The 15,245-nt window shown below is 45.8% G+C and carries 12 protein-coding genes; 1 reads left to right on the forward strand and 11 read right to left on the reverse strand.

The genetic code is table 11. The features are described from left to right. Nucleotides 1-188: 188 nt before the first annotated feature. The 6 genes from trmD to ylxM form a co-directional block, all read right to left on the reverse strand. Complete coding sequence (trmD, locus tag OKX56_RS00555; RefSeq protein ID WP_019225643.1) at nt 189-992, reverse strand: tRNA (guanosine(37)-N1)-methyltransferase TrmD; 804 nt, start codon at nt 990-992, stop codon at nt 189-191. A gap of 18 nt (nt 993-1,010) precedes the next feature. Beyond that, entirely contained in the window at nt 1,011-1,520 is a 510-nt protein-coding gene (rimM, locus tag OKX56_RS00560; RefSeq protein WP_019225644.1) for a ribosome maturation factor RimM, read from the reverse strand. Nucleotides 1,521-1,677: 157 nt separating this feature from the next. Further along, nucleotides 1,678-1,908 (reverse strand): KH domain-containing protein, encoded by a 231-nt coding sequence (locus tag OKX56_RS00565; protein ID WP_015044186.1) that lies wholly within the window; start codon nt 1,906-1,908, stop codon nt 1,678-1,680. 17 nt (nt 1,909-1,925) lie between these two features. Beyond that, complete coding sequence (rpsP, locus tag OKX56_RS00570) at nt 1,926-2,189, reverse strand: 30S ribosomal protein S16 (RefSeq protein ID WP_015044187.1); 264 nt, start codon at nt 2,187-2,189, stop codon at nt 1,926-1,928. Between the two features lie 117 nt (nt 2,190-2,306). Continuing rightward, complete coding sequence (gene ffh, locus OKX56_RS00575) at nt 2,307-3,689, reverse strand: signal recognition particle protein (protein ID WP_025205371.1); 1,383 nt, start codon at nt 3,687-3,689, stop codon at nt 2,307-2,309. A 43-nt stretch (nt 3,690-3,732) separates the two neighbouring features. Next, nucleotides 3,733-4,098 (reverse strand): YlxM family DNA-binding protein, encoded by a 366-nt coding sequence (gene ylxM / locus OKX56_RS00580; protein WP_019225646.1) that lies wholly within the window; start codon nt 4,096-4,098, stop codon nt 3,733-3,735. A 359-nt stretch (nt 4,099-4,457) separates the two neighbouring features. Between ylxM and OKX56_RS00585 the strand changes: the two genes are divergently transcribed. Beyond that, nucleotides 4,458-6,869 carry a putative bifunctional diguanylate cyclase/phosphodiesterase gene (locus tag OKX56_RS00585; RefSeq protein WP_019225647.1) on the forward strand — a complete coding sequence of 804 codons (2,412 nt, stop codon included), beginning with the start codon at nt 4,458-4,460 and terminating at the stop codon, nt 6,867-6,869. A 51-nt stretch (nt 6,870-6,920) separates the two neighbouring features. On the opposite strand, the gene OKX56_RS00590 is transcribed toward OKX56_RS00585, so the two are convergent. The 5 genes from OKX56_RS00590 to smc form a co-directional block, all read right to left on the reverse strand. Next, nucleotides 6,921-8,219, reverse strand: a complete 1,299-nt coding sequence (locus OKX56_RS00590; RefSeq protein ID WP_019225648.1) for an amidohydrolase — start codon at nt 8,217-8,219, stop codon at nt 6,921-6,923. Between the two features lie 114 nt (nt 8,220-8,333). Next, a complete protein-coding gene (mtnA, locus tag OKX56_RS00595) occupies nt 8,334-9,368 on the reverse strand; it encodes an S-methyl-5-thioribose-1-phosphate isomerase (RefSeq protein ID WP_019225649.1) in 1,035 nt (344 codons plus the stop codon). Between the two features lie 43 nt (nt 9,369-9,411). After that, a complete protein-coding gene (gene mtnP, locus OKX56_RS00600) occupies nt 9,412-10,194 on the reverse strand; it encodes an S-methyl-5'-thioadenosine phosphorylase (RefSeq protein WP_019225650.1) in 783 nt (260 codons plus the stop codon). Between the two features lie 2 nt (nt 10,195-10,196). After that, nucleotides 10,197-11,123, reverse strand: a complete 927-nt coding sequence (gene ftsY, locus OKX56_RS00605) for a signal recognition particle-docking protein FtsY (RefSeq protein ID WP_025205370.1) — start codon at nt 11,121-11,123, stop codon at nt 10,197-10,199. A gap of 528 nt (nt 11,124-11,651) precedes the next feature. Continuing rightward, nucleotides 11,652-15,245 carry a chromosome segregation protein SMC gene (gene smc, locus OKX56_RS00610; RefSeq protein ID WP_025205369.1) on the reverse strand — a complete coding sequence of 1,198 codons (3,594 nt, stop codon included), beginning with the start codon at nt 15,243-15,245 and terminating at the stop codon, nt 11,652-11,654.

The raw sequence follows: 15,245 nt of genomic DNA on the forward strand, positions 1-15,245 counted from the left end.
CTCACAGCGGAACTGTGGCCCCCAGACTGATCGTAGGATTATTTACGCAGATCTGCATGCCAGAATGCAGATCTTTCTTCAGACGCATAAGCATTCACTTCGTAAGACGGCACTAGAAACGCCACGGAGGGCACAATAGCCGATAGCGGTAGTTTTGGCAAGCAGACCTGCCACAATAGGTCTTTATACTACTCGCTCTTAATTCGTTGTCTCCGCTTCAGAGCAGGCTTTAAATGCTCCCATTTCTCGCGATAAATCTTAATCTCCGGATGATCGAGCGTAAGTTCCTCTAAAAGCGGATAATCTGTTTGCTGAAACTCTATCTGCGGGATTAAATCACTTCTTTTCAGGAGAGTCCTTCTCAGAGACTCTTTTCTACGCCAGCGCTCAATATTGGCGTGATGTCCTGAAAGCAGAACCTCGGGCACCTGCATTCCTTCAAAGTCGGGAGGACGTGTATACTGAGGATACTCGAGCAGACCCTGACTGTGGGAATCATCCTCCTGAGAAACACTGTTCCCGAGAACGCCCGGCAAGAGCCTTGCCACCGAATCAATCATCACCATCGCAGCAAGTTCTCCTCCCGTTAAAACATAATCTCCGATGGACATCTCCTCATCGACCAGGACGCGTATTCTCTCGTCAAATCCTTCATAATGGCCGCACAAAAGAACTAACTCATCATATCCAGCCAGTCTCAAAGCTTCCCGCTGCTCAAATTTTTTTCCCTGAGGCGAGAGCAAAATAATTCGGCGGCTTCCTGCAGGCTCCGGCAAATTCCGGACAGCCTTGAACAGAGGCTCCGGCTTTAGAACCATTCCCGAGCCCCCGCCATACGGGATATCATCCACATTTTTATGTTTGCTCTCGGCATAATCGCGGAAATTAACAAGCGCTATCTCAAGCAGGCCCGCTTCCTGAGCCCTTTTCAGAATGCTTTCTTTTAATGGCGCAAACATTTCCGGAAAAATCGTCAGTACCGTAAACTTCATACGCAGCCTCTCTTTATGCTAAGACTCATCATCGAGTAACCCCGGAGGCAAAATGACATCCATTCTTTTCGCCGGGACATCCACCTTTTTGACAACGGTTTTTAAAGCCGGAACACAGAATTCGGTTTTTTCGCCGCGGACAATATAGATATCGTTCGAACCAGTTTCCTGAACTCTTATCAAAGTCCCCAGCAGAATATCATTCTCGTAAACCTGCATTCCCTCAAGCTCAAAGTAATACCAGCGGTCTTGCAGCGGAGGAATCTCCGATCGGTCTAGTCTGACCTCAAATCCACGGATCTTTTCAGCATCCTCCCTAGTAGCAATGCCTTCCAAAGTCAAGAACACGATACCTTTCGGATCAATCCTTACCCCCTGGACATGAAATTTTTTTTCAGTCCTTCCATCAGACAGATAAATTTCTTTCAGATCCCTGAACCGCTCCGTATTATCCGTAATCGGATATACCTTGATTTCTCCTTTGACACCCTGCGGTTTTAGGACCTCTCCAATTAATACACTTTCCAAGGCGTTACGCCCTTTCCTTTATAGAGTTCCGCGATCCATCATCCCATTTAAAGAAAACTTGGCCGTCGTCAGTTTTAGCTGCCCTTAGATGGTTCAGAAAGCACTTAGCGTTTTTCTAAACCAGTAAAGTCAAAAAGGGCCTGAGCCCTTTCCAACCTTACTGGTCAATATCAACAATAACCCTGCGTCCGTCTTTCACGGCCGCAGCCTTGACAATTGTCCGGATAGCGTTAGCGATCTTACCCTGTTTACCGATCACTTTGCCCATATCTTCCTGAGCAACTGTCAATTGAAGGTGCACAGTTCTCTCTGTAGCATTCTGAACCACAATAACTTCTTCAGGATGATCCACCAATGCCTTAGCTAGTACCTCTACGACTTCTTTCACAGGAGTCACCTCCATGCTTACTTGGATTTATGAAATTTCTCCATAATTCCGGCCTGACTGAGCAGAGATTTTGCGGTATCCGAAGGTTGAGCTCCCTGAGTCAGCCATTCCAGCGCTTTGATCTCATCTATCTTGATTTCATGAGGATTTTTGGTAGGATCATAATAACCAATTTCCTCAATTGCCCTGCCATCACGGCGGGATGCTGAGTCGCATACTACAAGACGGTAGAAAGGATTTTTCTTTGCACCCATGCGGCGCAAACGAATCGTTGTTGCCATAATTTCACCTCCTCCAACAAACTCTAAACCCATATATTCAACAACATCAATGATATTTGGGAGTCCGCAATGATTTAAAAGGAATATCTGATTGTTTAAATTGTGTTTAAATCGGCACTATATCTGGAAAGGGAATTTTGGGAAAGATTTCTTGCCCTGTTTTTTCCCTTTTTTCCCTTTCTTCGTACCGCCTTTGACGGCTCCTCCCATCCCTGGGAGTCCGGAAAGCTGTTTCATCATTTTCTTGGTTTGTTCATATTGCTTAAGAAGCCTTCCAACATCGACAACCGTTGTTCCGCTCCCTTTCGCTATCCTTTTTTTACGGGAGTCCTTGATCAGGATCGGTTTTCTTCTTTCATCCGCTGTCATCGAACAGATGATGGCTTCCGCCTTGTAGAACTCTTTCTCATCGATCTCGACGCCTTTCAGCTGCTTGCCGATTCCAGGCAGCATTTCCAGCACAGACGACAAAGGACCCATCGAGCGCAGCTGTTTGATCTGATCAAGATAGTCATCCAGCGTAAGCTCTTGTTTACGGATTTTCTCTTCCAGTTCCCTGGCTTTTTTCTCGTCGACATTCTGCTGGGCTCTCTCGATCAGAGTAAGCACATCGCCCATACCTAAAATCCTGGACGCGATCCGGTCAGGGTGAAAAACTTCCAAAGCATCCATTTTTTCACCGGTTCCGGCAAATTTGATCGGGCAGCCGGTCACTGCTTTGACGGAAAGCGCCGCACCGCCGCGGGTATCCCCGTCAAGCTTGGAAAGAATGACACCGTCAAGTCCGAGCTGTTGGTGGAAAGCATCGGCAGCATTCACTGCATCCTGACCTGTCATGGCGTCGACAACCAACAATATTTCATGCGGTTTGACATTTCCTTTGATTCTGGACAGTTCATCCATGAGTTCTTCATTAATATGCAGCCGTCCGGCAGTATCGATGATGACGACATCATTGCCATTTTTTCTCGAGAATACCAGACTCTCGGAAGCGATCTTCACGGGATTTTCCTGACCAAGAGAAAAAACCGGAACCTTGATCTGTTCCCCCAAAACTTCCAGCTGTTTAATTGCAGCAGGACGATAGATGTCACAGGCGACCAGCAGCGGGTGCTTCCCCTGCTTTTTCAGCATATTGGCGAGCTTGGCGCCATGAGTGGTTTTTCCGGCTCCCTGCAGTCCCACCAGCATAATAATTGTCGGCGGTTTGGAGGAAATCGATATTTTGCTTTCACTCCCACCCATCAGACGGATAATCTCTTCGTGGACAATTTTTATCACATGCTGCCCGGGAGTAAGGGATTCCAGTACTTCCTGACCTACAGACCTCTCCTTGATCCGGGCAATCAGTTCTTTGACGACCTTGAAATTGACATCTGCTTCAAGCAGCGCAATTCTAACTTCACGCAGGGCCTCTGTAACATCGGCTTCGGTTAATTTACCTTTTCCTCTAAGTCTTTTGAAAGTAGCCTGGAGTTTTTCGCTTAGACCCTCAAACATTGCCATCCCGGCGTCCCTTCTTTCCCCATCGTATTTTTATTCGCTATTCGAGTGTATCTGCGATAATCTCTTTGATCCGCATATTTATATCCAACTGACGTTTCCAGGCAGATCCGCTGGAGAAATCTTCTTGTTTTGCTTCTTCCAGCAAAGACTCTATGCGGTGGAATTTATCTCTTTCCTGGATAAATCGGAAAATGAGTCCAAGCTTGTGCTCATATCCCTCCAGAATCTTTTCAGTTCTTTTGAGTAAATCATAAACTGCCTGGCGGCTGATGCCTTCTTCGGCAGCAATCTCAGACAGTGAGTAATCCTGCTGATAGTACAGATCCCATATTTTTCCTTGCTTTTCTGTCAGCAAGGGGCCATAAAAATCAAATAACAAGGCTTTTTCAGCGATTTCTTTCATTTTGATATTCCGGCCTCACTGTAAAGTATTTTTGCTTTACACCATCTGTATCTTATCCAAAAATACCTTCGGTGTCAAGTTTTTTACTTGCGTGTGTTTTTCACTTACTGTTGGATTGGGATTAGCAAGTCAAAATAATAAGAAATTTGTAAATCATTGTCTGGTTTTAGCATTTTTAGAACTGGTTCACTTTATTTATTATCTTTTATTATTTATGCGTATAATTGACTTTATGATCAATGTATTTACATTTTAATGTATAAATTGCTATTTTTTCGTGGTAATATATTACATATATTTCAGAAAATCAAAGAAAATTCCGATAATATGATTGATAAATACTGTACGGAGAAATAAATATGAAAGTAACAAAGAATAAGACACTGATTTTTGTTTTCATTGCTGTTTATTATCTTTTTTACCTTACTGCGACCATTAGCCAATCCGATTTTTGGGGAAATATTCTCTCGCCGGTTGGTGCACTGATTTCATTTTTTCTGCTTTTGCAGGCCTATTATAAATCAAGCCAGCCAAAGTATGTTCGTACCATCTGGCTGTTTTTTTCTTTTGCTTCCCTTTTTTGGGCAGTCGGTGACTTTATGTGGGACTATTCTGTTTGGATACTTGGAATTGATCCAATAGATGATTTGTTTGTTGCAGCCCTGTATTTTGGCACCAATCTTTTTCTTTCGATCGGTTCTGTCATCTTTGCCCTAAACCGTTTCAGAAGATGGAATGTCCTGCAGCTACTGATTGACAGTCTGGCGATGTCTGTTTCCATTCTGCTGTTGATTTGGATCATTTACTTTGATGCGAACTACGAGAACCTTTATCTCGTTTCCAGAGGCGGCTGGACTTCAGCTATGAGCATTCTTCTTGATATTGGCATGATGACCGGTATAGCCATCTGGTTCTTCTCAATCCGGGCCGGTAATATCGCACCCTCCGTCCGGCTTGCAACAGGTGCCGTTTTGGCCTTTGCTTTGATCGATCTGGTCTATTATTATCTCTATCTGCATGATCTTTATATTCCGAATTCAGTGATTGATTCGGTTTATATGGCGACATTGCTAGGCATTGCGCTCAGTGCGCTTATAACACCCGAGGATATAAAAGCAGGGGCTGATGATACTGAGCTTTATGGGGATTATTCCAACGAAGGTTACCGGAATCAGGGGCTGCTCTTATTGGTAGGTCCAATTATCATTCTGTTTTTCGTTGGATTCGATATTCAGAGCTTATTGATTTATCTCATCATTATCTTTCTTCATGGAATACTGAGCAATCATATTCAGAATTCCATCAGAGACCAGCATCTCTTAAGAAGAGAAAAGGAGCTGAACGCTGAACTTGAAAAGCGTATTGATGAACGCACACGGGAGCTTTCGGAAAAAGCCAGAGAACTCGAGAAGAAAAACCGCCAGCTACATTATCTTTCCAGTCAAGATATCGTAACCAAGCTTTATAACCGCCGCTTCTTTCTGGAAGCTGTGCAGGAAAAAATCAAAAGCTGCCAGGACGATCATATTCTCGTCCTGTTATTTCTCGATATTGACCGGTTTAAAACAATTAATGATGTTTATGGCCATATTATCGGAGATAAACTGATCATTGCACTTTCCAAGCGTCTCCAGAAATTTATCGATCCTGAACATGACCTGCTGGCCCGCTTCGGCGGTGATGAATTTGTGCTGGCGTTCCATGGCAAATATCACAACGGAGATATTGAGAACCTGGCTCAAAGTATCATCGCCATCTGTGCAGAACCAATCCAACTCAGTAAATATACATTCCACATAACGATCAGTGTCGGGATCTCCATTTACCCGCATGATGCTTCAAGTCTTGACGCCCTGATCCAGAATTCCGATATAGCGATGTATGAGGCCAAAAAAATAGGGTTCAATAAATACGTCTTTTTCAATGAGCAAATCAATGCGATCCTCCAAAGGAATCTAAAGCTTGAAATTTTATTGCGAAAAGCGATCTATGATAAAGAATTTTCACTTCATTACCAGCCCCAGTTCAGCATACCGGATAACAGTCTTATCGGGATTGAAGCACTGCTCCGCTGGAATAGTCCAGCTGAAGGTTCAATTCCTCCGAGCGAATTCATTTCGATTGCAGAAGAGACAGACCTGATTATTCCGCTTGGAGAATGGGTGATGAACAGGGCGATCCGCCAAATTGCCGAATGGAACAACCGTTATCAGACCACTCTGAAAATGGGCATCAACGTTTCGATCAAACAGCTAAATCATAAAGAATTTGGGGAAATGATCAAATCAGCAATCAAGTTCTATGCTGTTCCTCCGGAATGGATTGATATGGAGATCACTGAAAGCATAGCAATCGAAGATGCCTACGATATTCACGAGATTACCAAAACGATCAGGGATATCGGAATCTCTGTCTCAATTGATGACTTTGGGACCGGTTATTCCTCTTTAAATCATTTGAAGATGTTCCCATTCGACCGCATAAAATTTTCCAAGCTCTCAATTGATCATATTGTCAATGATGAGTTTGACAAAGAAATTGTGCGTTCGATTATTGTGCTGGCGAATTTTATGAAAATTAAAACCATCGCCGAAGGCGTTGAAACTGCAGCCCAATACGACGTGCTCAAAGAATTGGGTTGTGATCAGATTCAAGGCTACTATCTGGCCAAGCCTATGCCGGCTAAAGAGTTCGAAAAAGTATTTTTCAGCCTGCCCCAGCAACTTATTTTAGAAAATTCTTCAGTAAATTCTTCAATCATTTCTTTATGAAATTTTACAGGATTTCCCTTGTTTTACTGAGTCGGCAGGATAGCGAAAAGCTCAGACTTCAGACGCTATTCTCCTGGCTCTTTTTTCTGCTTCGCGGCAGATTTTCTGCTCATCAAGTGTCAGCAGTCTCCCGTCTTCCATCAGGATCTTTCCGTCGACGATCACCGTTCTGACATCCCCGCCCCTGGCACAGTAAACCAGATGCGAAGGTATTGAGAACCTCGGATAGAAATGCGGCTGATCAAAGTCAATCGAAATCATATCCGCTTTATAGCCGGGCTGAAGTTTGCCTAGATCCTTCAATCCTGCCACGGTTGCCCCTCCGTCCGTCGCCATTTTCAGAACTTCATAGGCTTTGAGGTCTTCAGGGGAGCCAAGCAATTTTTGCTGGAAGGAAGCCGAACGCATTTCCCCAAACATATCAAGATCATTATTGCTGGAAGCACCATCTGTTCCGAGTCCGACAGCAATCCCCCGCTTAAGCATTTCCGGAATCCGCGCTGTTCCGCTGCTCAGCTTCATGTTGCTTTCCGGGTTATGGGCAACCCCTACGTTATACCTTTTAAGGATATCAAGTTCGGCATCATTCAGGTAAACACAATGGGCAGCAATAATCTGTCCTCCCAGTATACCCTGTTGTTCCAGCCAGCAGAGCGGCGTTGTTCCATATCTCTCCCTGATTGTAGCGATTTCGGATTCTGTCTCCGCGAGATGGATATGGATGCCGGCTCCTAACTTATCGGCCTCCTGTTTTACAGTCAGCAGAAATTCTCCGGAACAAGTATACGGGGCATGCGGGCCAAACATAATCTTAATTCGTCCGTCCCCGGCATTATGATATTTCCGGAATAATTCAATATTTTCCTGCAGCGATCTGTTGCCGGCTTCTTTATTATGATCAATCATGCCGCGGGACAGCAGTGCTCTGGTCCCTGATTCCAAAACTGCCCTGGCCGTTTCTTCTTCACTAATATACATATCCGTCATGGTCGTCGTACCGGAACGGAGCATCTCACAAAGAGCAAGCGAACTCCCCCAGTAGATATCTTCCGGTGTCATTTTATCTTCAAAAGGCCAGACCTTTTCCTGCAGCCAAGGCATAAGCGGCATATCATCGGCATAGCCGCGCAGCAGTGTCATTGCAGCATGCGTGTGCGTGTTAATAAGTCCGGGCATCACGACATGGTTGGTTAAATCCAGGACTCTGTCCGGATTAAAACCCGCCGGGGCTGTTCCTCTCTCCCCGACAGAAACAATCCGGTCCCCGTCTATCGCAATTTCTCCCTGCGGGTAGAAATCCTGCGCATCGGTCATCGGCAAAATCATCGCTCTGATTAGATACCTGGACATTGTTTGTTACCTTCTTTCTCTTCTATATTATTTGACCCCTGTTTGCAGAAAAAAACGGCTTAAATGAACCTGTACAGAAATCCATTTGAGCCGAATGTTTTTTTCTATTTTGTATTATCTTACCAGCATCTTCACCATATTTACAGAGTAGGGCGGGGATATGATCCCTTTTTCCGTAATAATCCCGGTAATATATTTTGCCAACGTAATATCAAAAGCAGGATTGTACACACTGACTTCATCGGGAACAATCCGTACATCCATGATTTTTCGAACTTCCTGATCGTCCCGCTCTTCCACAGGGATCTCGTCCCCTCCAGATATTTTCAAATCAATGGTCGTTGTCGGTGCCGCCACATAAAACGGAATTTGATGAGCAGCAGCCAGCACGGCCAGCGAATAGGTTCCGATCTTGTTGGCCGTATCGCCGTTGGCGGCGATACGGTCCGCCCCTACGATAACCATATCGACTTTCCCCTGCTGCATCAGATAGCCGGCCATATTATCCGTAATCAACGTCAACGGGATCTGATCCTGAAGGAGCTCCCAGGCCGTTAATCTAGCTCCCTGTAAAAGGGGTCTCGTTTCGCCTGCAAAGACATGAATTTTTTTCCCGGATTCATGTGCAGTCCTAATAATCCCCAGAGCTGTCCCAAATTCAACCGTAGCAAGACTGCCTGTATTGCAGTGCGTCAGGATATTTGCTTTTTCCGGAATCAGCGTGTTGCCATATTCCCCAATACGTTTATTCATTCTGCGGTCATCTTCGGCAATTTCATTCGCTTCATTGATTAAAGCTGCCCGAATATTTCCGATATCATTCATATTCAGAAATTCTCTGAATTTATCTTCCATTTTTCTAAGTGCCCAAAAAAGGTTTACAGCAGTTGGACGTGTTCCTTCCAAAACGGCTCGAACCTCATCCATATAATCTTTAAAGTCTTCACCGCTTCCGCGGTATTCGGCAGCCCCCAGCGCAAAGCCGTAGGCTGCAGCCGCCCCGATTGCCGGAGCTCCGCGAACTTCCATATTTTTTATTGCCTCTGCCATTTCTTTGTAAGAATGTATTTCGCGGTATTGTTCGACAAACGGCAATTTCGTCTGATCGAGTATCAACAAATGATCTCCCTGCCATTGAAGCGCTTTCACACGATTTCCGCCTTTCTTAAGAAAACTTGGCTGGTGTCAACCTTTAAAATAAGCCTGCTTCTTTGCTTCCGGTAGTACAGTAACACCGCTGGTCATGATCCATGATCTTACAGGTGCTTTCCACCAATGCTGCCACAGTTTTGCTCAACAAGTCCATAGTAGCGATTACTTCGGCATGTGTCAATGGGTCTTTTTTAATGCCCGCAGCCTGATTGGTTACGAGGGCCATGGTCGCATAGCACATTCCAAGTTCCCTGGCCAATACCACTTCCGGAACTCCGGTCATTCCTACCAGGTGCCCGCCCAGCATCCGGAACATGTTTATTTCCGCCGGAGTTTCAAAACGGGGACCTTCGGTACAGACATAGACCCCGCCGTTTTTCACGTTTAGGCCAGATCTTGCTGCACCTTCTATGATATGATTACGCACATCGGGACAGTAAGGTTCCGAAACATCGACATGCAAAACCCCCTGTTCCCCATCCTCAAAAAAAGTCGCCGCGCGGCTTTTCGTAAAATCGAGGAACTGGTCCGGCAAGACAATATCACCGATTCGATAAGCTTCAGACAGGGAGCCTACTGCACCTGTCGACAGAATCTTTTTCACGCCTATTTTTTTGAGGGCCCAGATATTGGCCCGGTAATTAATCAGGTGAGGCGGGTAGGTATGCTTTGCACCATGTCTTTTTAAAAACACCATTCCAATCCCGCCGATGAACCCTTCAGCCAGCGGAACAAAACCATACGGCGTTTCAACTGTCTCCTCGGTCCTATCGTCAAGCGCCAGATTTTCAATTCCGGTACCGCCAATCAGTGCAAAATCCAAGACTATTCCTCCTCAGAACGGTCAAACAAGGCCCTGGCAAATTCTCTCGGTTCAAAAGGCCTTAAATCTTCTGCCCCTTCACCGATTCCAATCAATTTTACCGGGATATCCGCTTCATTCCGGATCCCCAGGATTACACCGCCTTTAGCTGTGCCGTCCAACTTGGTGAGTATGATTCCTGTCACATCGACTGCTTCCTTGAACAGTTTCACCTGCTGGATGGCGTTCTGTCCGGTCGTCGCATCGAGTACCAGCAGCACCTCGTGCGGGGCATCCGGAACTTCGCGCTCGACCACCTTTTTGATCTTGGTCAATTCTTTCATCAGATTCACTTTATTGTGCAGTCTTCCGGCAGTATCGATCAATAGGACATCTGTATTCCGGGATCTTGCCGCATGAAGTGCATCGAAAGCCACCGCAGCAGGATCAGCCCCCTCCGACTGTTTGATGACCTCTGTCCCGGACCGTTCTCCCCATACTTCCAATTGCTCGATCGCTGCTGCTCGGAAAGTATCCCCTGCCGCCAGCAAAACATTTTTACCCTGGCCCTGCAGATTTTTGGCCAGCTTGCCGATCGTGGTCGTTTTTCCTACACCGTTGACACCAACGATCAGATAGACGGTGGGCTTGGAATCTGCAAAAGACAAGGGAATCTCTTCACCCAATAGCGCAGTAATATGTTCCTGCAGTACATCCCTCAGCCCGGAGCGGTCGTTAATTTTTTGTTCTTTGACGGATGCACGCAGCATTCCAACCAATTTCAGCGTTGTATTGACACCCACATCTGATTGAAGTAGAATCTCTTCCAATTCTTCATAAAGATCTTCATCAATTTTGCCTGAGCCGGTAAAAAGCTGTTCAACTTTGCCGACAAAACCTTCTCTGGTTTTGGTCAGGCGCTCTTTAAGTCTGGAAAATATTCCTGCCACTTCATCTTCTCCTATCAAAGCAATATTGGCACAACTGAAATTTTAGCACACTCGGTTAATTCTAACAACTCGGTCCATTCGACCAACCCTGAGGCTGGAACATACATTCTGAAATTTATTTACAAACTATTAAATTAATCTTGGGTAAGTCTGGTGGCCACAATACCGCTTTCCGGCCGTTGTGCCATCCATGGCACAAAAGGCCGCGCTGCGCTATCCTGCTCCGCTCACAGCGGAACTGTGGCCCCCAGACTGATCATAGGGTCATTTAAGCAGATCTGCATGCCAGAATGCAGATCATGTTTTGTATGGTATTTCCCTATGTTTTACTAGTCCCACGACTCCGAATAACACTAGCATAAAAAACTTTGACTTACTCCAAATTAAGTCTCCGTGATGGATAGCCAGCGTCAAGCGGAGCATGGAGTGCGGAGCGCGGCTGTTTGCGCCACGGAGGGCGCAATCTGCCGAAAGCGGCTATCCATCATGGAGACTAACCCAAGCAAAGCTAATTGTACAAAGCTAATTTTAAATTGCCGGAGCCTCTATTCTGTCTTCAAGCTCAACAGTCAAAAGCTTCGATACGCCGGATTCTTCCATGGTGATTCCATACAGCCTGTCCGCGGATTCCATGGTTCCCCTGCGGTGCGAGATAATAATAAACTGCGTATGTTTGGATAGTTTGCGCAGATACTGCACAAATCTTTTGACGTTGACTTCATCCAGTGCCGCCTCAATCTCATCCAGGAGGCAAAACGGACTCGGTTTGACTTTCAGGAACGCAAACAGCAAGGCAATTGCCGTAAATGACCTCTCCCCGCCTGACAGAAGCGACAGGAGCTGTGCCCTTTTGCCCGGGGGCTGGGCCATGATCCTGACTCCGGTCTCCAGAAGATTGTCCGGATCATCCAGTAACAGTTCAGCTTGTCCGCCGTTGAAAAGCTGTTTAAATACTTCTTTGAACGCTTCATTGACGGCCGTAAAGCCTTCCTGAAAACGTTCGATCATGCTCTTGTCTAGTTCCCCGATCAGCTCCTGAAGTGTCCTTCCGGCCTCATCCAGATCATTTTTCTGGGTGGACAGGAATTCAAATCGTTTCAGCGTTTCCGGGTATTCCTCAAGAGCTGTATAATTTACGGGTCCAAGTTCTTCGATTTTTTGTTTGTAAAAAGCAATCTTCTCCTGTAAAGAGTCTTTCTTTTCAGGCGAAAGATAGCCTAACGCGTCTTTCCAAGCCAAGTGGTATTCTTCCTGAAGGCGGTCATTTCCGGATTCCCATTCACCCTGCCAGCGGGCAATTCGGAGCTCATTCTGATGAATCTGCTGTTCCATGTCCCTGGCCTGACTCCGCAGCATCTGAATATCCTGTTCCTGCTTGAGATTATTCGCTGAGAAAGATTCTTTTTCCCTGCGCAGTTCGATAAGCTTGAATTTCTGAGCATCAATTTGGGCCGTGTATTCCTGAACACTATTTTCTTGTTGTTCCTTGCCGGAATACAGTTCCTGCTCAGCCTGTTGAAGCCCGACGATCTCCTTGTTCTTTTCTGCGATCAGGTCTTTATTAACTAGAATTCGCTCATTTTCCTCAGTGATCTGCTGAATGATCTGGTTAAACTCCTGCTCCGATCTGGCAGCCTCAACTTTGGCCGCAGTAATCTTTTCCGAGATTTCCTGCGCCTCTGAAGTTTTTTCTTTCAGCAGTTGTTCCTGCTCGGTCTGCTCTGACTGCAGAGCCAGAATCTTCTGTTCTGTTTCGTTCAGTAAGTGTCTGGTTTCTTCATATTTGACAGCAAATGCTGTCAGTTCACTGCAGACTTCATCCAGTTCATACCGGATAACCCGGAAATCCTGTTCCAGCCGGTTCATTCTTTCCTCGTGGTGTTTGCTGTCCACATCGATGATATCTTTAGCCCCATTAATTTTCAGCAATTCCATATCAATGGTTTCTTTCGCTTCCTCGAGGCCTTCCATTTCTTTCTTTATGGCAGTGTATCGCTGCTTCTTTTCTTCCAGTTCGGCCTGCATGTCCTTAGTCTTCAGAGACAGTTCTTCAATTTCTCTTGCTCTGCTTAAGAGGCCGCTGCTTTGAGATCTTGTGCTTCCGCCGGTAAGCGAACCGCCGATGTTGACCTGGTCACCCAAGAGCGTCACTACCCTAACCCGGTATTGGTTAGCTTTAGCCAGCTCAATCGCAGAATCCAGATTGTCTGCAACCAGAATTCTTCCAAGCAGCGACTCCATAATATCTTTAAAACGTGGCTCAAACTTGACCAGATCAACCGCCAACCCCTGAAAACCGTGATGCCGTCTCGTTTTGTCATCAAGGGACTGCCTCGTTCCGCGGATTGCATCCAAAGGCAGGAAAGTGGCGCGGCCGCTGTTCGTCTTTTTCAAGTACTCAATACACTTTTTCCCGTCCTCGGTTTTTTCCACAATAATGTTCTGCAAAGAACTTCCCAAAGCGGTTTCCACTGCAAGCTCATATTTGGCTTCTACTTCGATATTGTCGGCCACTGTACCGAATATAGTCTCACAGGTAATTTGGCCTTTCCGGTAAGCCAGAACCGTCTCCTTGACACCCCTGTTATACCCCTCCAGACTGTCCTGGAGTGTATGGAGGGCATGAAGTCTCGCCCCAGCCTGGTCAATTTTACGTTGAAGCTCCGAGCACGCAGTCTCGGCATTTTGTTCTTCCAGCCTGTTGTTTTGGATCGTCTTCCTGATATTTTCTATTTTTCTCAGAAGTTCGATCTCTCTGGCTTCCAGTTTTTGTTTTTCCTCAATTTGGGCAGTAATCTCCTGAAGCACAGATTCCTTCTCTGCTTCTTTGGCTTTGATATTTCGGGTATATTGTTTCTCTTGTTGAAGAAGAGCTTCTTTTTTTTGATTAATTTCAGCAATTTCACTAGCCAGTTTGCTCTTGTTGGAGAGTTCTTCAAAGATTTCCGTTTTCAGCTCTTCCAGACGTGCTTCCCCGCTTAATTTCCGAAGCTCTTCCAGCTGTTGTTCTTTCTCTTTTATATCCCTAGCTGCATTTTGGAGGATCTCCTGCAGAAGTGTTTGCTTTGCAGTAAGGTTTTTCTTTTTCTCAACGGATGCGGCCATCGTTTCCTGTGCGACCGCCAGTTCTTTTTGCAGGCGCCCAAATTGTTCCTGGATATAGCCGCTTCTCTCGGAAAGCAGGGATAATTCGTGCTCTGCTTCGTTCATTTTATTTTCGAGAGCGTATATTTCCCCCTGCAGGTCCTGAACGCGTTGTTCCAATTGATTCAGTTCGTACCTGCCGCGTACGCTCAGGTTTTCTTCTTCATTGACCCTCGTTGTCAGTGCCGTAAATTCCTGACGCAGCGTCTCTTCAGAGGTCTGGGCATTGGTCAGTTTACTGTGTATATCAGAAAGTTCATTAACGATTAAATTAATCTCGAGCTTTTCCAGACCTGAGATTAATTCCTTGCTTGTCCTGGCTGTTTCGGCTTGTTCGGCTAACGGCTCGATTCTGGCTTCGACTTCGGCGATGATATCGCTGAGACGATCGACATTTTGCCGGGTATCCTCAAGTTTTCTCAAAGCTTCTCTCTTGCGCAGGCGGAACTTACTGATGCCGGCGACCTCTTCAATCAGGAGACGCCTTTCATCAGATTTCAGATTTAGAATCTCCTCAATCCTGCCCTGTCCGATAATTGAAAATCCTTCTTTTCCCGAGCCGGTATCAAGAAAAAGTTCCTGAATATCTTTTAACCTGCAAGGCGTCCGGTTGATAAAATACTGCCCTTCTCCATCCCGGTAAACCCGGCGGGTAATGACAACTTCCTCATAATCCAACGGAAAAAGACCTGAAGCATTATCAAAGAGCAGAGATACTTCCGCCATCCCTACAGGCCTGCGGGACGAGCTTCCGGAAAAAATGACATCTTCCATTTTGCTTCCGCGGAGACTCTTGGCACTTTGTTCACCAAGCACCCAGCGTACAGCATCGGCGACGTTGCTCTTGCCGCTGCCGTTTGGTCCGATAATGACGCTCATGCCCGGCTGCAGGTCAATTTTTGTTTTATCTGCAAAAGACTTAAATCCCTGAATATGAATCGATTTGAGAAATAATTCCGCGTCCATTCCAGGTATCAC

Origin of the sequence: Dehalobacter sp. (genome assembly GCF_030063005.1) — a bacterium.
In the GTDB taxonomy this organism is placed as follows: Bacteria; Bacillota; Desulfitobacteriia; order Desulfitobacteriales; family Syntrophobotulaceae; genus Dehalobacter; species Dehalobacter restrictus.

What these genes read in the sequence shown, in the direction of transcription:
- trmD (WP_019225643.1), bottom strand. Translation starts at nt 992, where the DNA reads ATGAAGTTTACGGTACTGACGATTTTTCCGGAAATGTTTGCGCCATTA.
- OKX56_RS00590 (WP_019225648.1), bottom strand. Translation starts at nt 8,219, where the DNA reads ATGTCCAGGTATCTAATCAGAGCGATGATTTTGCCGATGACCGATGCG.
- ffh (WP_025205371.1), bottom strand. Translation starts at nt 3,689, where the DNA reads ATGTTTGAGGGTCTAAGCGAAAAACTCCAGGCTACTTTCAAAAGACTT.
- OKX56_RS00585 (WP_019225647.1), top strand. Translation starts at nt 4,458, where the DNA reads ATGAAAGTAACAAAGAATAAGACACTGATTTTTGTTTTCATTGCTGTT.
- rpsP (WP_015044187.1), bottom strand. Translation starts at nt 2,189, where the DNA reads ATGGCAACAACGATTCGTTTGCGCCGCATGGGTGCAAAGAAAAATCCT.
- ylxM (WP_019225646.1), bottom strand. Translation starts at nt 4,098, where the DNA reads ATGAAAGAAATCGCTGAAAAAGCCTTGTTATTTGATTTTTATGGCCCC.